Origin of the sequence: Flavimarina sp. Hel_I_48 (genome assembly GCF_000733945.1) — a bacterium.
In the GTDB taxonomy this organism is placed as follows: domain Bacteria; phylum Bacteroidota; class Bacteroidia; order Flavobacteriales; family Flavobacteriaceae; genus Leeuwenhoekiella.
Genome location: NZ_JPOL01000002.1, coordinates 613,580 through 636,069 on the forward strand (window position 1 = coordinate 613,580; position 22,490 = coordinate 636,069).

The window sequence follows — 22,490 nt, forward strand, 5'->3', positions numbered from 1 at the left end:
TAAAGGTTAAGCTAGGTCTGATACGGTGAATTTCAATAGCTTTTTTGCTCCATTTTGAACCCGGTAGCGTTCGTCGCTGCGGTGGCCCATAATCCAGATGATCTCATTGCCATTGCAAAGTACTTTCACCTTTTCTTTGTCTAAAGTAGAGAATTTCTCATCCTTAAAATATTTGCTGAGCTTCTTTTTGCCCTGCATCCCAAAAGGATAAAAATAATCACCTTCCTTCCAATTACGGACCGTAAGCGGAAAATCCAGCATTTCTGCCTCAAAAACAACCGATTTTGAACCTAAATCTGGTATTTTTTCTACCGATTCTATGCTTAACAGCATGCCGTTTAACTGAAGCATTTGATCTGTTTTCTTAACTTCTATAGTCTGCTCCGCTGGGTCTTCATGTTCGGTTAAGAGAAGAAAATCACGATCCTTGATTATTCTATGCGTTTCCGAAAAAACAACTTTTCCTGACTGGGCATCAGGCAGCGCATAAATATCGTCCCAGGCAGAAAACCCAAAACTTTTTAGCAGTTCGTAAAGAACTGCATTACGGTTGGGAAGTTGCGCCAACTGCTCAATATTCAACCGAAAACCGTCAAAAGTATGCGTAACAACTTTTGGGTAAATAAAAGAGATATAATCGTCAACAAGCGCGCTGGTCGCCTGTAAGTGTTTTAGCGATTCTGCAAAATTATCCAGCATATTAGGAGCTGCTTCCAGCAGGGCGGGAATGGCATGATGGCGCAAATGGTTTCGCTGGTATTTATCTGAACCATTACTGGCATCCTCTCGCCACTGGAGTGCGTTTTCTGCTGCGTAATCCGCAATTTCTTCCCGTGAAAATGGCAATAATGGCCTTAAAACCGACCCATTTTGCTCCGGAATTCCTTTTAAACCATCAATACCACTCCCCCTGCTCAGGTTGATCAGAAAAGTTTCGAGCGCATCATTGGCGTGGTGCGCGGTAAGGATATACGTTGCACGCTGCCTTTCCCGGAGTTCCTCAAACCAGGCATAACGCAATTCGCGCGCCGCCATTTGTGTAGAGATTTTATGATCTTTGGCAAAGGCCAGCGTATCAAAATTTTGAACAAAAACCCGATTTTTAAGGGTTTTAGCCAGTTTTTCAACAAATAGGGCATCGTTATCGCTTTCCGTAGCGCGGAGGTTAAAATTGCAATGGGCAAAAATGACATTGATTTTAAGGCTATGCAGAAGATGTGCGAGCACAACGCTGTCCAGACCGCCGCTTATCGCCAGAATGGATGTTACTTTACCAAGATCAGGAAACTGTGCATTCAGATGATTTTTAAAGGCTTCTAGCATAGTTCAAAGATAACCAAAACCGGACTTTTCAAAATTGGCTTTTAGAGAAATTAAAGTTTTGGAATACTATTTAAAATCACCCAGAACTTCCCGCATGGCTTTTGCCTTTAGCAAACATTCATGGTATTCTTTTTCGGGATCTGAAAGTACGGTTATGGCACTCCCCACAGAAAAGGAAATTTTCGCATTTGCACTGTCATAAAGAATACTGCGTATCAACACATTAAAGTCAAAATTGCCATCTGGAGTAAAATAGCCCAGTGCACCGCTGTACATCCCGCGTTTGTGATTTTCAAGATGTTCTATGATTTGCATGGCAGACACCTTTGGCGCACCGGTCATACTTCCCATGGGAAAGGTTTTTTTGATCAGTTCGATTAGTGAAATTTCTGGGTTTACCGTTGCGCTTATCGTTGATATTAACTGATGCACTTGCCTGAAGGAATAAATCCCACAAAGTTCATCAACCCGTACACTTCCTTTTTGCGCTATGCGCGAAAGGTCATTGCGAACCAAATCTGTAATCATAATATTCTCGCTTCGCTCTTTCTCATCAGTGAGAAGCGCGGTTGCCAAAGCGAGGTCTTCTTTAGGATCTGAGCTTCTTCGGGATGTACCTTTTATGGGTTGGCTGATGATTTTGTCCCCTTTTTTCTGTAAATAACGCTCTGGTGAAGTGCAGAGCACGTATTTTTCGGCCTGTCTAAAATAGGCTGCGAAAGGCGCCTGGGAGATTTCGTTGAAATGTTGATAGGTTTGCAACGCATCAAGGGTACCATGCGCCTTAAATTCCTGACAGAAATTCGCTTCGTAAATATCCCCACGTTGAATATGGAAAAGCATTTTTTCAACCTTTGACAGGTATTCAGATTTAGTGAAACGCGCCTCAACTTTGAGCTTATTTGACCCGTTTTTAGGCAAAATCACCTGATTTTTAATTGCTTTAAAATCAGTTTTCGCTTGTTCCTGGATATCTGGAAGATATAATTGGGTGAGCATTTTACCCCGAAGTATAAAAATTTTTTTCGGCTGAAAAAAGTACAGTTCCGGGAACTGCATAAAATCCTCATTTAAGGAATGTAACGCTTCCAGATCGTTTTTTAGGTCGTAAGAAAACTGCCCAAAGATCCAGTCTTGAGCTTTATTACGGTATGCGTCAAGTTGCTCAAAACCCTGGGTACTTTGCTTGCAACATAACGAAGATGAAACGCCCACCGCGAGCAGCGCATCAAAAGTACTGTGGGCATCACTATGGTCGTTACTATCTAGCCATAACAGGGTTTGTTGACCTTGTGCCCAGTATAACATTTGCTGTTTAAACTGCGCTACATTTGCAATAGAATGGTTGTGAATACTTCGTTTCAAGTGGCAAAAATAAGGTTTATAAAAAACTATTTCCCATAAAAAAACCGCCACTAAAACTAGTGGCGGTTTCAATTTTTAAGTAAGCTCAGCTTACATGCTATCGATCTCCTTACGGATTTCTTCTTTGGTTTTTCCTGTTTTTTCTTGCATGCGACCTACCATCTCATCAAATTTACCTTCGGCATATGTAGTATCGTCATCTGTTAATTTGCCATATTTTTGTTTAAATTGGCCTTTAACTTGTTTCCACTTTCCTTCTAAATTGTCAGAATTCATCTTATATTGGTTTTAGGTTATTATTAATTTTGATCTAAATTACTGATGATAATCTTAGTTTTCGCTTAATAAAATGCCAATTTTAATTTATTTAACGTTAGAAATCCAGCTTTATGAGACTCCCAATCATCCTGTTATTATTAGTGCTAACCACACTTTCCTGTGAAAATTCGGAAAAACAAAAATCAACAACCTATTATTTTATTCGGCATGCAGAGAAAGAGCGCGGTCCCAATGTGGGAAGTGATCCTCTTTTAACCGAAAAAGGAATGGAAAGAGCCAAATTCTGGGCAAACTATTTTGAAGATAAAAACATCGACGCCGTTTATAGTACAGATACGAAACGCACCCGTGCCACCGCAAAACCAACCACCGAAAAATTCAATTTGACCACCCTTACCTATGATGCGCAGGATATGTACAATGCTTCATTTAAAGAAAAAACAATGGGAAAAACCGTTCTTATTGTAGGTCACAGCAATACCACACCCCAGTTTGTGAATAAAATCCTGGGCAAAGAGCAATATGAAGCTATTGATGATAGTGAATTTGGTATCGTTTTTAAAGTAACACTTGATGAAGAAGGAAATAGTAATGTTGAGAAAAAAACGATTAACAGTTGGGACACTTTGTAACTTCCACATTTTCCAGATCAATACGTGAAAGGAGTTTCAATTTACCATTTTCAAAAAGGGAATCAAGCGATTGCAAAGGCGGGAATTGTTGCTTCGGCTCATAATTTCTATAATCCACAACGCGCACACCGTTTATTTCCCTGGGATTATACGCTTCACGGAAACGCGTTCCACCCTCGTTCACATGGTAATTGTAAGCCAGGTAATCTACTTTAAAATCCTGGGTGTTGATCCAGTACATATATTCATCTTCGTAGTCTTTTCCGCCTCCTTTTTGTTTAAAACTTACCTTGACCTCATAATAAATTTTACCCCTAATCTGCACCGTATCCGCGATTTCCTTCTTGACCGCCTCATTATCGAGACCATAGGGAAGCACAGAAAAATAATGAACAGAATTGACCGAGTTGCTGTACTTCTCTGCCGTAGAATCTGCGAGATTGATACGTTTACCGTTGATGGTGCGTTCAAAGCCTTCATTGGTAACCACATCTACCGTATCCTTACAGGCAGGGTCAGAGCAGCGCGTTAGCGAATAATTGCCTTTCTCGCGCTTTGCGCTGTAATGGGTATCCCTAAAGTCAAAAGCAATGGTGGCATTGTTGAGGATTTTACCGCCTACCCCGGCTATCCCTTTATTCACAATAGCATCAGCGGGATCGTTTTTTGTAGTTTGACCACAGGAGATCAGTATTAAAAACAGGCCAAAAGCTAGCAAAATCCTCATAAAATCGGTTTAAATTTCGGTAAAATTAAAGCATTGGCGCCAATTGCCCAGCCTAACTTAAAAATAGTATTTTTGTTCAAACGGAAATAGAAAGCTACCAGGCTTACAAAAATTCCCAAAAGCGTTGCACACACGATGAAAAAACAGACCAATACCGTTAATATAAAGAATAAAAAAGCCCGTTTTGAGTATGAATTGCTCGATAAATATGTCGCCGGCATTCAGCTGGAAGGTACCGAGATCAAATCGATACGGGAAGGGAAAGCTTCAATAACCGAAAGTTTTTGCGAGTTTCAGGATGATGAACTTTTTGTAGTCAACATGACCATACAAATCTATTCCCACGCTACTTTTTTTAATCATGAACCTAAAAAAGAGCGTAAATTATTACTGAAGCGCCGCGAACTCAACAGCCTGCACAAAGAGGTGAAAACCGGTGGGACAACCATCGTCCCTCTGAAAATGTTTATCAATGACCGCGGACTTGCAAAACTGCAGATTGCTCTTGCCAAGGGTAAAAAATTGCATGACAAACGCGAGAACATCAAAGATCGCGACAGTAAACGCAGATTGAGCCGTATCAAAAAAGACTTCAATAATTGATCAAATTGGGTCGTTTTTCCGCAAAATAAACCGATTTTTTAGACTTAAATACGTTGACACAATTCCGCTTTTAGGGAGTCTTTAAAGCAAAACGCCGTATGCTGAAAAATATACTGCTCTTTTTTATTTTCGTATTCCCTATTCTGGCAAGCGCCCAAATCATTGGGAAAATAACCAATACACAGGGCGAAGGACTTCCGTTTGTAAATATCTATATCAAAGATTCGCAGCGCGGTACCACCTCAAATGCGGAGGGCAATTACCAACTTGCCGTAGAAAAAGCTGATTCCTATGAAATTGTTTTTCAGTTTTTGGGCTATTCAACAAAAACGGTGCAGGTTGCTCCCGGCAAGTTTCCATACGAACTCAATATCACCCTCACTGAAGAAGCCACTTCCCTTGATGAAGTCGTGGTTGATGCGCGCATAAACCCGGCAGATCGTATCATACAAGCGGTTATCGCAAATAAAAGCAAGGTGCTGGAGAGGCAGAACGCCTATACGGCAGACTTTTATTCCCGCGGTCTGTGGAAGGTACAGAACGCACCAAAAAGTATTCTGGGACAGGAAATCGATCTGGGCAGCGGCCTTGATTCTACCCGCTCTGGCATTATTTACCTCAGCGAGACCATTTCTACCATATCATACCGCGCCCCAGATGATTTTAAGGAAAAAATTACTGCGAGCAAGGTAAGCGGTGATGACCAGGGATTTAGCTTTAACAGCGCACAGGAAGCGGAATATTCTTTTTATGAAAATACCATAGACCTCAACGCCGCTCTGGTTTCGCCTATCGCAGAGTATGCGTTTACCTATTACAAGTTCAAACTTGTGGGTACGTTTTATGAAAATGCCAAGCTCATCAACAAAATTGAAGTCTTGCCAAAAAGGGAAAATGACCGGGTATTTACCGGTTTTATCTATGTGGTGGAAGACGACTGGCAACTTTATGGGGCAGAACTTACCACCACCGGAAACGCGATTCAGGTTCCTTTTATTGAAACCCTGGTTTTCAAGCACAATTTCATCTACAATAAAGAAGAGAACGTATGGGTAAAACGTTCACAAACCATAGATTTTAGCTTTAAAATGTTCGGTTTTGGGGGAGATGGGCGGTTTACCGCGGTATATGAGAACTATGATTTTCAGCCAGATTTTGGCAAAAAAAGCTTTACCAATGAAGTTTTGGCTTTCGCCGAAGGTGCAAACAAAAAAGACAGTCTTTATTGGGAAAACGTACGTCCCGTACCATTAACTTCAGAAGAACAAAACGATTATGTGGTCAAGGACAGCCTGCAGATCGTAGAACATTCCAAAGCGTATATGGATTCTGTAGATGCGGGCCACAACGCTTTTAAACTGCTCGATCCACTGCTGGGCTACACCTATGAAAACTCCTACGATCGCTGGCGTTTTAGCGTGGGCAGTCCGCTATTCAATCTGCGCTTCAACACATTACAAGGATGGAACAGCGCGGTAGATCTCAATTATAGCAGCTGGACAGAAAATTATGAAAGCAGCTTCAACGCAAACCTAAAAGCAAATTATGGGCTTTCTGATGAGCGGTTGCGTTTTATGGGAGGGATTAGCAAGCGCTACGACCGTATTACAAGAAGGACATTATGGCTGCAAGGTGGTCAGGAGGTCAAACAATTTAATGCCCAGGAACCCATTCCCAGCTTAGTGAACAGTATTGCCACGCTTTTCTGGGAGCGTAACTATCTGAAGGCCTATGACCGCAGTTTTACCGAAATAGGCTACAGCGAAGAACTTTTTAATGGTTTTCAGCTCTATGCGAGCTTGGATTATGCAAAACGCCAACCGCTTTTTAATACCACAGATTATGTGCTGATCAAGAACGATTTTGAATATACTTCCAATAATCCACTGGCCCCGGGAGATTTTAAAACCCCGGCGCTACAGACCCATGAATTGGCAACTTTTAACCTATCTGCGCGTATACATTTTGATCAGAAATACATGAGTTATCCTGACGGGAAATTCAATGTGGGCGACTCAAAATACCCTACGCTGGACCTGGCGGTAGAACAAGGTTTTGGCGGTTCTACCGGCAAATTGAACTTCACCCGCCTGGGAACGCGTATTTCTCAGGAAATTGCACTGGGCAATAAAGGTAGCTTGCAGTATAGTCTGGGCGGCGGCACTTTCATGCATGGCGATGCTATCAGTTTTGTTGATTACAGGCACTTTAATGGCAACCAGACCCGCCTCAATCTCAATGTAGGCAGTATTACCAACTTTAACCTCCTGCCCTATTATGACCTCAGTACAAACAAAAGTTATTTTGAAGGCCATTTAGAACATGATTTTAAAGGCTACATCCTTGGCAAAATTCCCGGAATACGGGCGCTCAACCTTAATCTTCTCGCTGGTGCAAAACTCCTTGCCAGGGAAGTGGGAAAACCATACAGCGAACTTTCGTTGGGTCTGGGGAATCTGGGTTTTGGGAAGTTTAGGTTTTTGCGGGTGGATTATGTTCGTTCTTATTTTAATGGAGGCAGTGATGGCGCCTTTGTCTTTGGCCTCAAGTTTTAATGCTATATTTTAAACCCAACTTCAACTGTAGCAGAAAACTTTAGTATCTTGTACGGCGATTACCCCCAAGCAGTCATTAATTATGTATACCGCCCCCAGAATATTACCATTTAACGCCCATTTTTCAGCTAAAATCCTTCATTTATTGCTTCTTTTAGGCTGTTTTTCGGGCTATGCGCAGATCGTTGGCTGTACCGATATCCAAGCGACGAACTACAATGCTGAAGCTACCGTAAACAATGGAGGCTGCATTTATGAAGATACCATTGTAACACCCAGCAGCAGCATAGATCTGCCCGGCGAACTTCTGGAAACCTCCGGACTTCTTTTTTGGAACAATCAACTCCTTACGCACAATGACAGTGAGGATACAAACCTGTATGCGGTGAATCCCGAAAATGGTAAAATTACAGAGCAATTCCCACTGGATGGCATGGTAAATACAGATTGGGAAGAAATTACCCAGGATCAGGAATTTATTTATATAGGCGATTTTGGCAATAACCTAAGCGGAAACAGGAAGGATTTAAAAATACTGCGGGTTTCAAAAAAAAGCCTGCTACAGAAAAAGCCAGCAATTGACACGATCAACTTTAGCTATACTGATCAAACAGACTTTAGTCCGAAATCTGGAAATACAACCGATTATGACTGCGAGGCTTTTTTTGCAACCAGCGATAGCCTTTACCTAATTACAAAACAATGGACAGGTCAACGCAGTAAAATTTATACGCTACCCAAAAATCCCGGCAACTATAAAGCACAATTTAAAACCGAAATTGACGTACAGGGACTTACTACCGGTGCTGCCTTTGTAAAAGAAATAAATTTACTGGTTTTATCAGGTTACGGTACTTCCCTGGAGCCGTTTTTGTTCCTAATCTACGACTTTCAAGCTTTTGATTTTAAAACGGGCAATAAGCGAAAATTAAGGTTGGAACTTCCTTTTGCCCAGGTCGAGGGAATTGCCACTCAGGATGGACGCAACTTTTACCTTACAAACGAATATTTCGCAAAGCCTCCGTTTGTGAATTCGCCGCAGCGCCTGCACCTTTTCAACTTAAATTCCTACCTGTCTGAATATTATGAAAGAGAGCAGCTAAAGGAAGATCTGAATGAAAAAGCCACAGGTTTGATCATTTATCCCCAACCCACCACGGGCTTGATTTCTATAGCGGGTCTTCCATTTGCTTCCTCGTACCGCTATCAAATTTCTGGAGTGAATGGCGAACTTTTACAACTGGGAACCCTCGAGGACGCTGATGAATCCATAGATTTGAGTCCGTTTTCAAACGGTATCTATTTCTTAAAGCTTGATAATCAAAAAGCAGCACTCAAAATTGTTAAACGCTGAGTTTATCAATCCTCAATAGTTTTCACAACACCTTACGATTTGTTAGTTTTGAAATATGAATACAATCCGTTGCCTTTTCGCCCTAAGCATTTTCAGTTTAATTTCCTGTGAGGAAGAAAAAAGTATTAAACTCACCACCATCCAGGGATTTCCCGAAGATTTAATGGGATGCACCTGTTATTTTGCTGAAAATGAAGCCAATTTCAAAGCACAAAAGTTCATTTATGTAGATAGTTATGAGCGCAACCCAGCGTATATTTCGGTGGAAGGGCAGCTTGTACCTGTAGATGCGGAAAGCAGTGATGGCAGCGGCTATGAAGTTATTCTGGATATTGAAAAAGAAGTCCAACTGGGCAGCGAACTTTATCATCGCGAGGGCATCATTACCGTTGTTCACGAGAGCGGTGCCGTTCTTACAAAACCTATTTATGGGGAATGTGGTTGCTAAATCCCTAAAGCTATAACTATGGAAGATTTACCAGAATACTGGTTGCGCGGCCCGGTCAAAAACATTCCCGCGCTTTTGCAGCCCGCTGCACATGCCCTGTTGCAATCGGTTTCAGAAGTAAAAAAATATACGGCGCAGTTTCCCTTGGGTTTGATCAATGAAAAACCTGCGGGAAGGGCTTCGGTCGCTTTTCATTTAAAACACCTTACCGGCGTGCTTGACCGTATGTTGGCGTATGCGCAAAAAGAACCACTTTCTACGCAACAGTTGGACTACTTAAAAAAGGAACAAATAGCCTTAAAAAATGAACAAATAAGTCCATTAATTGGTGCTTTTGAGGCAAAAGTAGACGAAGCACTTCAGTATTTTCAAACCATAGATCCCACAACCCTAACCGAAGAACGTCTTGTAGGTAGAAAGCACTTACCGTCTACGCTGCTAGGCCTGCTCTTTCACGCGGCAGAACATAGCCAGCGGCATGTAGGCCAACTACTGGTGACCGTGAGCGTCCTTAAAAATCAATAATCTATGCGGTCTGTTTTATCGTCCCATTTTTTAAATACGACAACGGCATCCTCGCGGTCTAGCTGTTCAAACGGAATTTTCCTGTCGCTCATGGGTTTTTCGATTTCATCATAAATGAATTGATCGTCAAAACCTATATTGGCCGCATCCCGTTGCCCCGCGCCGTAGTACACTTTTTTAAAACGTGCCCAGTAGATCGCACCCAGGCACATGGGACAAGGTTCACAGGAGGTGTACAGCACACAAGCATCAAGTTGAAACGTTTTTAAGGTTGCGCAGGCCTCCCGTATCGCGGTAACCTCTGCGTGTGCGGTGGGATCGTGAGATGAAGTCACTTTATTGAATCCTTCGGCAATGATTTCACCGTCTTTTACGATTACCGCGCCAAAGGGCCCACCGGCACCCTGCTGCATGCCCTTATCTGCCAGGGCTATCGCGCGCTTCATGAATTTTGAATGTTCGTTCATCTTAAAATTTTAGTCTAAAAAGTATTAATTCTTGTCTTCGAGCAGCGGTACAAATCGGAAATCTCCATATTCCTTTTTCTCAAATTTCCGGACTTCTTTTCGGGTGATTTTTGTCATGATCTGCGTTCCGCCCTCCCCTACGGGAATGATCAGTCTGCCTCCTACTTTTAATTGTTTCAGAAGTGGTTTGGGTATAAAAGGGGCACCGGCGGTAACGATTATTCCGTCAAAAGGGGCGTACTCTGGCATTCCCAGATACCCGTCGCCAAAACTCAGCCTTTTAGGCCTGTAGCCCAGTTTATTCAAAAAATTCTTTGTTTTTTTAAACAGCGTCTGCTGCCGTTCTATGGAATAAACCCGTGCCCCCAGCTCGCAGAGCACCGCGGTCTGGTAACCACTTCCCGTCCCTATCTCTAAAATGGAATCCCCTTTTTTAAAACCCAATAGTTCCGTTTGAAAAGCAACAGTATACGGTTGGGAAATAGTCTGGTCTGCGGCTATGGGAAATGCCTTGTCCTGATAGGCATGATCTTCAAAACTGCTATCCATGAACCAGTGCCGGGGAATTTTTCTAATGGCATCCAGAACAGATTCATCTGTAATGCCCTTATCGGCTACGATCTTGGCCAGCAAACGGCGTTTTCCCTGATGGCGGGTCGTATCTTTCATCTAATAATGTAATTTTTTGACTATATAATAGGTATAAATAGGTCAATATAAGCTCAGAAATAAGGAATAAATGGGTGTTTTTATTCTGAAAAAGGCAAAATAAACAAACCTAAAAAAAGGCTTATTTCTATTTCCGAAACTTCAAAATTAAGCAAATAATATGGCTTTGGGTTTCAAAATTTGTGGTGATCACGGGATAAACCGGTACTCCCATAGCAGTCAAATTAATAGCTATTCTTAACCAGAAACCTTATTTTTGTGTAAAACAAAATCCTATGATCAAAGCTGGCGTCTTGGGTGCAGGCCACCTCGGTAAAATACATTTAAAACTCCTTAATCAATCTAAAAACTACGAGTTAGTGGGCTTTTATGATGAGGCCCCGGGTGCTACGGAAGCTATTATTAAAGAATTTGGCTTTACGCCCTTTCAAAGTTTAGATGCACTTATAGAGGCCTGTGATATGGTTGTTGTGGTCACGCCCACAAGCAGGCACTATGACTGTGCAGAAGCCGTGATCAAAGCAGGCAAACATGTATTTATTGAAAAACCCATTGCCGAAACCGTGGAAGAGGCGAACCTTTTGATCAAATTGGCCGCGAAGCACAATGTTATGGGTCAGGTGGGGCATGTAGAGCGCTTTAACCCTTCTTTTCTTGCCGTGCACGATATTATTGACAATCCCATGTTCATAGAGGCGCACCGCCTGGCAGAATTCAATCCCCGCGGTACAGACGTTCCCGTGGTTCTGGATCTCATGATACACGATATAGACGCCATACTGAGTGTGGTAAAAAGTAAAGTCAAGCACGTTTCCGCATCAGGGGTTTCGGTGATCAGTGATACGCCAGATATCGCAAATGCCCGTATTGAATTTGAAAATGGCTGTGTGGCGAATTTAACCGCCAGTAGAATATCGATGAAAAAAATGCGAAAAGCACGGTTTTTTCAACGTGACGCGTATATTTCGGTTGATTATCTGGAGAAAAAATGTGAAGTCGTACGCATGAAGGATGCGCCGAAAAATCCGGATGAGTTTGCCATGATCCTTCAAAATGCAGAAGGACTTAAAAAACAGATTTATTTTGATAACCCAGAGGTCTCAGAGAACAACGCGATCCTTGATGAGTTGGACGCTTTTGCAAACGCCATCAACAACAATACGTCACCTGTGGTAAGTTTAGAGCAAGGCAAAGAAGCTTTGCGTGTCGCCATGATGGTTATTGAAGATCTTTAGGTAAAAAACAAGTCAAAGCATAAAAAATCAAGATTTTAGGAATCAAAGGTTTCTAAAGTCCAATAGAGAATTTACTACACATGAAAAATATAGCAGTAATAGGAGCAGGTACAATGGGCAATGGTATTGCACATACTTTTGCCCAAAGTGATTTTACGGTTCATCTTGTTGACATCAACGAAGATTCGCTTGAAAAAGGAGTGGCAACCATCTCTAAAAACCTTGACAGGCAACTGAGTAAAGAACGTATCACCGAAGCTAAAAAAAAAGAAACCCTGCAACGTATAATTCCGTCAACGGATATGCAAAATGCGGTTTCCGAAGCAGATTTGGTTATCGAAGCTGCCAGCGAAAACCTGCAAATAAAGACCGAAATCTTTAAAAAACTGGATGAATATTGTCCGGCAAACGCGATTTTGGCAACCAATACTTCATCGATCTCCATAACCCAACTGGCCGCGCAGACGAAGCGGCCAGAACAGATCATCGGTATGCACTTTATGAACCCCGTGCCTATCATGAAACTGGTAGAAGTAATTCGAGGCTATACCACAAGTGAGCCGGTAACGAATACGATCATGGCCCTGAGTGAGCAACTGGGCAAAACCCCGGTAGAAGTCAACGATTATCCCGGTTTTGTGGCAAATCGAATCCTTATGCCCATGATCAACGAAGCCATAGAAACCTTGTACAATGGCGTGGCTGGTGTCATGGAAATAGATACGGTGATGAGGCTGGGCATGGCGCATCCTATGGGACCTTTACAACTTGCAGATTTTATAGGACTTGATGTTTGCCTGGCGATTATGGAAGTTCTTTACGAAGGTTTTAAAAACCCTAAATACGCCCCTTGCCCCCTACTTGTAAATATGGTGCGCGCCGGTAAAATGGGCATTAAATCAAAAGAAGGATTTTATGATTACAGTGAAAACAGAAAAGCCGAAGTACCTGCAGCCCAATTTGCATAATCAACAGCTCAATCTCCAGATAGCACTTTGCACATAAAACCTTTTAAAGCCATTAGACCTACCCGCGATAAAGTAAGCCTTATCGCAGCGCGTTCCTATGAGACGTATACTAAAGCAGAACGGGAGGCACGTCTTGATAACAATCCTTATTCTTTTCTACATATTTTGAACCCGGGCTATAAATATCACAAGGAAATAACGGGCACCGCCCGCTTTGAACTGGTGCGCAACCGCTATCAGGAATTTAAGGAAGACGGTATTTTTATTGAAGAGGAAGCGCCGGCGTATTACATCTATAAAATCGTTGATAGGGATGAACAGGAGTTTGTGGGCCTGGTGGCGGCAGCAAGTGTGGCGGATTATGCCAATAACGTGATCAAAAAACACGAGGATACCATTGCGCTGAGGGAAGAACTTTTTAAAAACTATCTCAAAATCGCTGGTTTTAATGCCGAAGCCGTGCTACTTACCCATCCTGACAACAACGATTTACAGAACATCTATGAGCAGGTCATGTCTGCCAGGGCAGAATACGAGTTTACCACGACCTACCGGGATACGCACTATTTGTGGCCGGTACACGATCCTACGCTGCTTTCTAAAATCACGCTTTTGTTCCGCAATATTGATCCCGTATATATTGCAGATGGTCACCATAGGTCCAGTTCGTCATATCTGTTGGCCGAAGAATTAAAAAAAGAGAACCATCAGCATACGGGCAGTGAATCCTATAACTTTTTTATGAGCTATCTGCTTCCGGAATCACAGCTGCGCATAGATGGTTTTACGCGCATGGTAATGGATTTAAACGGACTGGACAGTGAGGGTTTTCTTATTGCACTAGACCACTATTACAAAATCGAAAACCGCAATGCCGAATATTATGAACCTACGAAGCCGCACCATTTCTGCATGTATCTGGATGGCAGGTTTTATTCCTTAAAACTTAGGAAGGGGCACCGTAATTTTGAGAATGCGCTGGAGGCGCTGGATGCTCAGATTTTGTACACGACCATTTTAAAGCCGCTCTTGAATATCAAGGATTTGAGATCTGACACGCGCATCTCCTATGGCAAGGGCAACAATGATATGATACGCGTAAAAGAACAAGTGGATTCTGGCACGTATGCCGTAGGTTTTAGCATGCCTCCAGCAACAATAACGCAGATCAAGGACATCGCCGATGCAGATTTGAAAATGCCGCCAAAATCGACGTATATTAGGCCGAAATTACGCAGTGGGGTAACGATTTACGAGTTTTAAAACCCGAAAGGAATCAATCCATTTATAAATAGTTTAAAAAGCTGTTGAAATCTGGTGTGGTAAAACGTATTAACTGCTTAATCCTTAACTTTGCGCAACAATAACTTCTTAAAAACAATACTTTGGACATTGCAGCTAATATTAAAAAATTCCGATCAGAAATTTCAGATGATGTGATTCTCGTCGCCATTTCAAAGACGAAGCCCAATGAAGACCTTCAGGAGGCTTATGATGCAGGGCAGCGCATTTTTGGCGAGAACAGGATTCAGGAAATGAGCGATAAAAGCGAAACGCTTCCCAAAGATATAGAATGGCATATGGTAGGCCATGTGCAGACGAATAAAGTCAAGGATATGGCGCCTTACGTGAGCCTTGTGCATAGTGCAGACCGTCCCAAGTTGTTTAAAGAAATCAATAAAGAAGCTGAAAAAAACGACCGCACCATTAAGGTATTGCTTCAGGTGAAAATCGCCGAAGAAGACAGTAAATATGGTATGCCCTTTGAAAAAGCCGAAGCTTTTTTAAAAAATGAAAAAGCAAAAGATTATCCCCATGTAAAACTTATGGGGCTTATGGGCATGGCGACGTTTACAGATGACGAGGAGCAGGTGACCAAAGAATTTAAAACACTAAAGGAACTTTATGAGCGTTTTAAAGAATCTAATGATCTTACAATACTTTCCACGGGTATGAGCGGTGACTACAAACTGGGTCTGGCCCAGGGAAGCAATATGATACGCATAGGAAGTTCCATATTTGGAAAAAGGGGTTAAACCGGTCATTTTTCAACCGATTTTAGTCGATATTTTGGCATTTTTGGCACATTAATGAATAGAGATTTTTATGTACGCAGTTCTTGATCTTGAAACTACAGGAGGAAAATACAATGAAGAAGGTATTACGGAAGTGGCCATTTATAAATTTAATGGGCACGAGATCGTAGACCAGTTTATTAGCCTTGTAAATCCAGAACGCCCTATACAGGCTTTTGTAGTAGGACTTACGGGAATCAATAATAAAATGCTGACCAATGCGCCTAAATTTTATGAGGTGGCGAAGCGTATTATAGAAATCACCAAGGATTGTGTACTCGTAGCGCACAATGCAGAATTTGATTACCGCATTCTTCAGTTGGAATTTGACCGTCTGGGTTACGATTATCAGCAAAAAAGCCTGTGCACGGTTGAACTTGCAAAAGATTTATTGCCAGATGAACCCAGTTATAGCCTGGGCAAACTTGTGCGCAGCCTGGGAATACCACTTACAGACAGGCACCGAGCAAATGGTGATGCGCTGGCGACCGTTAAATTGTTCAAGCTTTTACTGGATAAGGATTCTTCAAAAAAGATCATTCAGGAGTCCGTTAAACTGAACCAAAAAAAGAAACTGGATACTAAACTGCGCGACCTCATTGAAGAAGTTCCCAGTACCACCGGTGTTTATTATTTGCAAAATGAAAATGGCCGCATACTTTTCATAGGAAAAAGCCGAAACATGAAAAAGCGGGTTTCCCAACATTTTACTAGCGAAAATAAAAAATCCCGAAAGCTGCAAAACGATGTTGAAGCGGTGAGTTTTGAACCTACCGGCAGCGAACTTTTGGCGCTTATAAAAGAAAATGAAGAAATAGACAAAAATAAACCTATCTACAACCGTGGGCCGCATAAAAGACTTTTCAAAAATCAGATCAGTTCTTTTAAGGATGATGCCGGTTATATCCATTTTCAAATAGAGCGTGCCGATGCTCGTAAGGCGCAAATAGGGACCTTCAGCAATTATCAATCTGCAAAGGCACACCTTAAAAGAGCAGTAGAAGAATTTGACTTGGATCCCGAAAAATCAGGACTGAAAATAGAAGGGGAAAAAATTCGAAAAGAGGAATCTGTAGACACGTATAACAAGCGGGCAAACGCCTACATTGCAAGCACCTTATTTTCCAGGAAAAATTTTGTGTTGGTAGAACGAGGAAGAACGCGCGAAGAACGCGCGGCATTGCTTATAGAAGATGGTAAATTTAAAGGCTATGGCTATTTTAACCTCAATCACCAGCTCAGTAAAGCCATTCTTCATCGTATACTCACGCCCATAAAGGACAGCAAAGAGGTGCGCCACATTATACAGTCGTATTACAGAACCCGAAAAGGTGTAAAAATCCTGGAACTCGCTTCCCTGGCGGAATAAGGTTTATAGCCATACACACACTAAAAAGAGATAGAATTACCTATTTTTAGCGGGCATAACAGGAATATTCCTTAATTTCTGGCAATTGTCAATGTTTAACCCATTTTTGTGGACCGAAAACCTATGGTGCAAAACACTACTAAATTAAGCTGGAGGGAGAAAATACATACCATCATTGCAGAGGCAGATACCCCGGCGGGCAAGGCCTTTGACATTGTTCTGCTCGTGCTTATCGCCTTCAGTATTATTTTGGTCATGCTTGAAAGTGTTTCCGAAATCAATGCGCACTACCATGAATATTTCTACCTGGGGGAATGGATCATTACCATATTCTTTACCATTGAATATATTCTGCGCGTAATAAGCATAAAAAAACCCACGGCCTATATTTTCAGTTTTTATGGTGTCATTGATTTTCTATCTACCATACCACTTTATTTATCCTTCTTTTTCGTGGGCACGAACGCATTGCTCGCCATACGGGCTTTGCGCCTTCTAAGGGTTTTCCGAATATTAAAAATTACGCGTTATATAGGTGAAGGCAATAAATTGGCACGTGCCTTAAAAGACAGCAGGCCTAAAATCTTCGTTTTTCTGTTTGCCGTTTTGATTCTATCTGTTATTGCGGGCACGCTCATGTACCTCGTAGAAGGACCTGAACATGGTTTTAAAAGTATTCCCATAAGCGTCTACTGGTGTATCGTCACCCTGACTACCGTAGGTTTTGGCGATATAGCCCCGGTAACCGCTGCCGGTCAATTTATCGCGGCGCTGATCATGATTTTAGGATATGGTATTATTGCGGTGCCTACAGGAATTGTCACTTCGGAAATGTCAAAAAACAAAGACAAACCCGTGCCTGAAGATGCAGATTATGTACACACCAACACGCAAACCTGTCATAACTGCGGGGCAAGAAATCATCAGGATTCGGCCAAATTTTGCCATAAATGCGGCACAAAACTGTAATTATGGACAAACTTCTTGTGGCCGTTGTAGGCCCTACCGCCATTGGCAAAACAGCCCTGGCCATAAAACTCGCCAAACATTATGATACCGAAATCCTATCAGCAGATTCCAGACAATTTTTTAAGGAAATGAAAATAGGTACGGCCGTACCTTCTGAAGAAGAACTGCAACAGGCAAAGCATCATTTCATTCAACATATCTCCATAACCGAAAACTATAGCGTAGGACATTTCGAAAAAGATGCTTTAAATACCCTAACAAAAGTTTTTGAGAAGAAAAATATTGCGGTTCTCGTAGGTGGATCTGGTCTTTATGTTGATGCGGTGCTACAAGGTCTCGATAATTTGCCCAGGGTGGATCCTGCAATCCGTGAAATGCTAAATACAAAATTAGCCAAAGAAGGATTGGTTCCACTTCAAAAAATGTTGTTGGAAAAAGATCCTGTGCATTATGAATCCATAGATCTCAACAATCCACAACGTTTGTTGCGAGCGCTTGAAGTTTGTATTTCTACCGAAAAGCCATTTTCCTCTTTTTTAAATAGAAATAACGTAAAAAGACCTTTTAAAGGTCTGAAAATTGGGCTTTCTGCCGACCGTGAAATAATCTATGATCGCATTAATAAACGCGTTGATATCATGATGGAAAACGGACTGGAAGAAGAAGTGCTTTCACTTGTTGATCAAAAAGATCGCAACGCTTTAAATACCGTTGGGTATAAAGAATTATTCGCCCATTTTGATGGAAAAATAACAAAAACGGAAGCTATTTCAGAAATTAAAAAAAATACCAGGAGATTTGCTAAGCGCCAGCTTACCTGGTACCGTAAGGATCAATCCATAACCTGGTTTGATAAAGATTATGACCTAAAAAAAATAATCAACGTGATAGATCATCACATTAATTAAGGTATTTGATAACGTTAATAACCCCGAAAATTGAATCGGGGAATCAACACTATTGTTCTAATTTAGAAATGTAAATGAACTAGTTACTTTGTTCACTATTTACATTCTGCTTCTCTTGTTCATCTTTCTTTACCACAAGACGGAATCCTTCCCCATGTATATTTAGGATCTCAACAGAATCATCCACTTTGAGGTATTTACGCAGTTTTGCAATATAAACATCCATACTTCTGGATGTAAAATAATTGTCATCCCTCCATATTTTTGTCAATGCCAGTTCCCTTGGCATAAGATCGTTTTCATGAAGCGCTAAAAGACGGAGCAATTCATTTTCTTTAGGGGAAAGTTTATTCGGCTCATTATCTTTAAACGTAAGGAAACGTAGTTTTGAGTTCAGGAAAAAATTACCAATATTGAACTCAAATTGTTTGCTATCTGCTACAGAATCTGTGGCTTTACGCATGATTATAGCCTTGATTTTCATCAATAGCACTTCACTATCAAAAGGTTTGTTCAGATAATCATCTGCACCTACCTTATACCCTTTTAACACATCCTCCTTCATAGCTTTGGCCGTAAGGAAAATAATGGGGACTTCCTCATTCTTCTCGCGGATCTCCTTCGCTAATGTAAAACCATCTTTATAAGGCATCATGACGTCAAGGATGCAAAGATCAAAATCATCTTTTTTGAACTTCTCAAAACCTTCCATCCCATTTTTGGCATGTGTTACATCGTAGTCGTTCATTGAAAGATAATCTTTGAGTACGGTACCAAAATTTGGATCGTCCTCTACAAGTAAGATTTTTTTGTTTTCTGTTTCCATGAGTTTATGATATTAATGGTAATTTAATTATAAATGTACTTCCTTTTCCTTTTTCGCTCTGTACGTAAATTTCACCGGTGTGATCTTCTACGATACGTTTTGCATACGCAAGGCCCAAGCCGTGCCCTTTTACATTATGAATATCACCGGTATGTTCCCGGTAAAATTTATCGAAAATTCTTTTTTGAATATTTTTTGACATCCCGTCTCCCTTATCCTTGATTTTCATAACAATAAAGTTCTTGACATTTTCAGTATAAACATCAATTTCTGGTTTACCTGTAGTGTACTTTACCGCGTTTTCCAAAATGTTTACGATCACATTTGTAAAATGGGATTCATTAGCCAAAATAGAAGATTTTAATGCCCCTAAATGAATTTGAACATAGCCACCCCTATCCTCAACAATCAGTTCTATGTGGGTCACGGCATCTTCTATAAGATCGTGCAGCTTTAAACGTTCTTTGGTGATATCAAGCTGGTTTTTTTCTAATTTAGAAATACGCAGCACATTCTCAACCTGGGCATGCATGCGTCTATTTTCTTCCCTGATCATTCCCATATAGCGCGCCAGGGATTCTGGGTTATTTGCGATTTTTGGATTACGGATTGCATCTAGTGCTAAGTTTATAGTAGCAATGGGAGTTTTAAATTCGTGGGTCATATTGTTGATGAAATCGGTTTTGATCTCCGAAATCTGTCGTTGCTTGACCAGTTGCTGAAGTGCGCTGGCGTAAGCAATCACAATAATAAGGGTGAATAAAATACTCAAAGCCGCCATTCCCATTACGGAAGAGATCACAAAACGTTTCTCTCCAGGAAAATTTGCCAAAAGCTGGTAATCTTTATCACCCTCAATATCTTCAAAAAGTGGCTCGCTGAATGTCGTTTCTTTAGTGCCCTTATCAAAACCATCAGAATGTACCGATGTCATCAAATCATTGTTATAAACCGCAAATTCATAACTGGTCTTCAACTCGCGTTCAGCGAGCTCTAAGGCAAGCAACCTGCTAAGTTCTTTTTCGCTAACTCTTTTGTGTATGGGCACTTTTCTGCTGACCTCTGTAACGATCTGCTCCAGGGAATAACGCTGCAGATCGTTCATATTCAGGATACGGGACAAACGCGCTTGCCTGTTTACCGAAGTATTACCATCATAATCAATGATTTTTGCGGCTTGCCGTTCTAAATACCGTTTGAATTTGATGCTGTCGATTTCAAAATCCAATACGGGGATACTCAATTTGCGATCCTGCTCTAAAATACCATTTTGTAAGGTATAAATATCGTCTGTAATAGTATCATCTTTGGGGTAGATAAGATCGTAAAGATTTTCGTTCTCCCCTATACTTTTTTTATCCCGCAGAGCCAGAATATTTGTAGAAAGCTTATCGATCTCCTGATTTTGCAATTGATTGGCTACGGCATCCAGGACTTGCTTTGCATTAAAGGCAAATTGCCCTCGTTTTGTCTCAATACTGTTCGAGATCCAATATCCCTGAACGAATATTATGCCTATAAGAGATAAACTCATAAGCACGACGAGGAGTACGAACAACTTTTTATTCATGCCTCAAATTTAGGATTTTAACATTTAGTCGTCTTTCGGTTTAACCAAATGTTAACATTGCTAAACTAACTATTTACAAGGCTTCGCAAGATTTTAACATGAATTTTCCTAGTCTCTTTTTTACTGTTTTCTAGATCGATATTTTCGATCACAAAATCGGCTAAAGGAACCTTTTTCTCATCTTCCCATTGTTGATCCATTCGCGCACGTATGCTTTTTTCATCAGTTCCATCCCTTTTAATAACGCGTTTCAGACGTATGGCAACCGGCGCGGTGACTAAAATGGTAAAATCACACGTTTTATAGCCCCCATTTTCAAAAAGTATTGCCGCTTCTTTCAGGACATAGGGCGCATCTTGTGCTGCGCTCCACGTTTCAAAATGTGCTGCAACCGCGGGATGCACGATCGCATTGAGACGTTGCAGCATCGCTGCGTCATTGAACACAATATCTGCAATGTACGATCGGTTGAGATTCCCGTCAATGTAAGCTTCGGTTCCAAATATTGCTGTTACGCCTTCAACAAGTCGCGACGTATGCATCAATCTCCTGGCTTCGTCATCTGCGATATATACCGGTATACCAAATTCTTCAAAGAAACGGGCTATGGTACTTTTACCACTGCCTATACCGCCTGTAAGCCCCACTACAATCATTTTACGAGAAGATATTGTACTGTTTTCTCGGCCAGTCTTAAATCACGCACATAACTGGGAGACTGTACTATTTCTGGTGTAAGCGTGGTCGAGGTGCTATCTATTTTATTGAAATCACAGACTACCTTAAAATCAGAGGGCTTTAGCCTATCGTAATTCTTGAAATTGACATTAAAGATAAGTTTTACACGTTTCGGGAAAATCTTTGCCGTCACCTGCGCGGGCACATTGATAAGTTGCAGGGGAACAGTAAGGGCACCTTCTGTAAATTTAGCTACGTTCAAACTGTATTTAACATATCTAGGCTCAATTTCGAGCTGTTTTATAGCTGTTCGAGTGGTCAAACGTATGCTGTCGTTGAGACTACCTTTGATATCCTTAAAACGCTCCGGTAACGTATAAACAGCCTTTAAGGTATCTATACTGCTTTTTGGCCCTCTAACGAGAACCGAATCTGGTTTGATCTCCAACCCCTTCAAACTGCCATAGCCGGGAGAATACGTCAATTCAACTTGTGAACGCACCCGTACTTTTTTCTCATAATTGGTATCCATAACCACAAACAAGGTATCTGGCTGGTAAGCCTTCAAAATACTATTGGACAAGCTTCCATTCAAACGGTCATTTTCGGGATCAAAATCGTAATAGTAAAGCGTACTGTCTTTTCTCTTCACCTTAGAAAGGTCAATTTCAAAATATTGATCATAAAACCTGTACTTGAGGTAATCATAACCGCTGGCGACGCCCGTCACATTTATTTTATCAGCAGTGTACTCTTTGAGCAATTTATCTTTTGGCAGGTTATTGAAAGCGATGGGGACTTTTACCTTAAAGGAAAAATCTTTGTTTAGCTTTAGCATGATAGATGTGAGTGCCGTAATGACCAGAATGATCGTAAAAACGCGAAAATTTATCTTCCTGAACTTGTTGCGTTTTTCTGGCATGGGCTTTATATACTTTGTTTAAA

The 22,490-nt window shown here is 41.3% G+C and carries 23 protein-coding genes; 13 read left to right on the plus strand and 10 right to left on the minus strand.

Translation table 11 applies throughout. The features are described 5' to 3' along the window. Positions 1–6: 6 nt before the first annotated feature. The 3 genes from tilS to P162_RS02770 form a co-directional block, all read right to left on the minus strand. On the minus strand, positions 7–1,323 hold the full coding sequence (gene tilS / locus P162_RS02760) for a tRNA lysidine(34) synthetase TilS (protein ID WP_031425700.1): 1,317 nt from the start codon (positions 1,321–1,323) through the stop codon (positions 7–9). 66 nt (positions 1,324–1,389) lie between these two features. Further along, the gene (locus P162_RS02765; RefSeq protein WP_031425702.1) at positions 1,390–2,688 is read right to left on the minus strand and encodes an anthranilate synthase component I family protein; all 1,299 of its coding nucleotides are present in this window, start codon (positions 2,686–2,688) and stop codon (positions 1,390–1,392) included. A gap of 90 nt (positions 2,689–2,778) precedes the next feature. Beyond that, positions 2,779–2,964, minus strand: coding sequence for a CsbD family protein (locus P162_RS02770; protein WP_031425703.1), 186 nt, complete (start codon positions 2,962–2,964; stop codon positions 2,779–2,781). A 113-nt stretch (positions 2,965–3,077) separates the two neighbouring features. Here P162_RS02770 and P162_RS02775 point away from each other — a divergent pair, with 113 nt between their 5' ends. Next, positions 3,078–3,599, plus strand: coding sequence for a SixA phosphatase family protein (locus tag P162_RS02775; protein WP_031425705.1), 522 nt, complete (start codon positions 3,078–3,080; stop codon positions 3,597–3,599). Here the strand turns inward: P162_RS02775 and P162_RS02780 are convergent. Then, on the minus strand, positions 3,577–4,326 hold the full coding sequence (locus P162_RS02780; RefSeq protein WP_031425706.1) for a DUF6503 family protein: 750 nt from the start codon (positions 4,324–4,326) through the stop codon (positions 3,577–3,579). The two genes, P162_RS02775 and P162_RS02780, sit on opposite strands and share 23 nt — an antisense overlap. A 135-nt stretch (positions 4,327–4,461) precedes the next feature. On the opposite strand from P162_RS02780, the gene smpB reads away from it, so the two are divergent. The 5 genes from smpB (at position 4,462) to P162_RS02805 (ending at position 9,811) form a co-directional block, all read left to right on the plus strand. Then, entirely contained in the window at positions 4,462–4,929 is a 468-nt protein-coding gene (smpB, locus tag P162_RS02785; protein ID WP_031425707.1) for an SsrA-binding protein SmpB, read from the plus strand. A 98-nt stretch (positions 4,930–5,027) separates the two neighbouring features. Further along, positions 5,028–7,484 (plus strand): DUF5686 and carboxypeptidase regulatory-like domain-containing protein, encoded by a 2,457-nt coding sequence (locus P162_RS02790; protein ID WP_031425708.1) that lies wholly within the window; start codon positions 5,028–5,030, stop codon positions 7,482–7,484. A gap of 82 nt (positions 7,485–7,566) precedes the next feature. After that, a complete protein-coding gene (locus P162_RS02795; protein WP_164076196.1) occupies positions 7,567–8,838 on the plus strand; it encodes a T9SS type A sorting domain-containing protein in 1,272 nt (423 codons plus the stop codon). 55 nt (positions 8,839–8,893) lie between these two features. Further along, on the plus strand, positions 8,894–9,286 hold the full coding sequence (locus P162_RS02800) for a hypothetical protein (protein WP_031425710.1): 393 nt from the start codon (positions 8,894–8,896) through the stop codon (positions 9,284–9,286). An 18-nt stretch (positions 9,287–9,304) separates the two neighbouring features. After that, entirely contained in the window at positions 9,305–9,811 is a 507-nt protein-coding gene (locus tag P162_RS02805; protein ID WP_031425711.1) for a DinB family protein, read from the plus strand. Here the strand turns inward: P162_RS02805 and P162_RS02810 are convergent. Continuing rightward, positions 9,805–10,278: a nucleoside deaminase gene (locus tag P162_RS02810; RefSeq protein ID WP_031425712.1), complete on the minus strand. Its 474-nt coding sequence runs from the start codon at positions 10,276–10,278 to the stop codon at positions 9,805–9,807. The two genes, P162_RS02805 and P162_RS02810, sit on opposite strands and share 7 nt — an antisense overlap. A gap of 24 nt (positions 10,279–10,302) precedes the next feature. Further along, positions 10,303–10,947, minus strand: a complete 645-nt coding sequence (locus tag P162_RS02815; protein WP_031425713.1) for a protein-L-isoaspartate(D-aspartate) O-methyltransferase — start codon at positions 10,945–10,947, stop codon at positions 10,303–10,305. Positions 10,948–11,222: 275 nt separating this feature from the next. Here P162_RS02815 and P162_RS02820 point away from each other — a divergent pair, with 275 nt between their 5' ends. The 7 genes from P162_RS02820 (at position 11,223) to miaA (ending at position 18,471) form a co-directional block, all read left to right on the plus strand. After that, positions 11,223–12,182 carry a Gfo/Idh/MocA family protein gene (locus tag P162_RS02820; protein WP_031425714.1) on the plus strand — a complete coding sequence of 320 codons (960 nt, stop codon included), beginning with the start codon at positions 11,223–11,225 and terminating at the stop codon, positions 12,180–12,182. An 80-nt stretch (positions 12,183–12,262) separates the two neighbouring features. After that, positions 12,263–13,150 carry a 3-hydroxyacyl-CoA dehydrogenase family protein gene (locus tag P162_RS02825; protein ID WP_031425715.1) on the plus strand — a complete coding sequence of 296 codons (888 nt, stop codon included), beginning with the start codon at positions 12,263–12,265 and terminating at the stop codon, positions 13,148–13,150. Between the two features lie 27 nt (positions 13,151–13,177). Next, positions 13,178–14,413, plus strand: coding sequence for a DUF1015 domain-containing protein (locus tag P162_RS02830; RefSeq protein WP_031425716.1), 1,236 nt, complete (start codon positions 13,178–13,180; stop codon positions 14,411–14,413). A 122-nt stretch (positions 14,414–14,535) separates the two neighbouring features. Further along, positions 14,536–15,186, plus strand: coding sequence for a YggS family pyridoxal phosphate-dependent enzyme (locus P162_RS02835; RefSeq protein WP_031425717.1), 651 nt, complete (start codon positions 14,536–14,538; stop codon positions 15,184–15,186). A gap of 70 nt (positions 15,187–15,256) precedes the next feature. Beyond that, positions 15,257–16,594 carry an exonuclease domain-containing protein gene (locus P162_RS02840; protein ID WP_031425718.1) on the plus strand — a complete coding sequence of 446 codons (1,338 nt, stop codon included), beginning with the start codon at positions 15,257–15,259 and terminating at the stop codon, positions 16,592–16,594. 123 nt (positions 16,595–16,717) lie between these two features. After that, on the plus strand, positions 16,718–17,563 hold the full coding sequence (locus tag P162_RS02845; RefSeq protein WP_031425719.1) for an ion transporter: 846 nt from the start codon (positions 16,718–16,720) through the stop codon (positions 17,561–17,563). A gap of 2 nt (positions 17,564–17,565) precedes the next feature. Further along, positions 17,566–18,471: a tRNA (adenosine(37)-N6)-dimethylallyltransferase MiaA gene (gene miaA / locus P162_RS02850; RefSeq protein WP_031425720.1), complete on the plus strand. Its 906-nt coding sequence runs from the start codon at positions 17,566–17,568 to the stop codon at positions 18,469–18,471. A gap of 79 nt (positions 18,472–18,550) precedes the next feature. Here miaA and P162_RS02855 read toward each other — a convergent pair whose 3' ends face one another. From P162_RS02855 to P162_RS02870, 4 genes are all read right to left on the minus strand, one after another. Continuing rightward, positions 18,551–19,297, minus strand: a complete 747-nt coding sequence (locus P162_RS02855) for a response regulator transcription factor (RefSeq protein ID WP_031425721.1) — start codon at positions 19,295–19,297, stop codon at positions 18,551–18,553. Between the two features lie 4 nt (positions 19,298–19,301). Further along, positions 19,302–20,867, minus strand: a complete 1,566-nt coding sequence (locus tag P162_RS02860) for a sensor histidine kinase (protein WP_031425722.1) — start codon at positions 20,865–20,867, stop codon at positions 19,302–19,304. Between the two features lie 65 nt (positions 20,868–20,932). Then, positions 20,933–21,523, minus strand: a complete 591-nt coding sequence (gene coaE / locus P162_RS02865; RefSeq protein WP_031425723.1) for a dephospho-CoA kinase — start codon at positions 21,521–21,523, stop codon at positions 20,933–20,935. Continuing rightward, positions 21,520–22,467: a hypothetical protein gene (locus P162_RS02870; protein WP_031425724.1), complete on the minus strand. Its 948-nt coding sequence runs from the start codon at positions 22,465–22,467 to the stop codon at positions 21,520–21,522. The genes coaE and P162_RS02870 overlap by 4 nt, the downstream gene beginning before the upstream one ends. Positions 22,468–22,490: the final 23 nt, after the last annotated feature.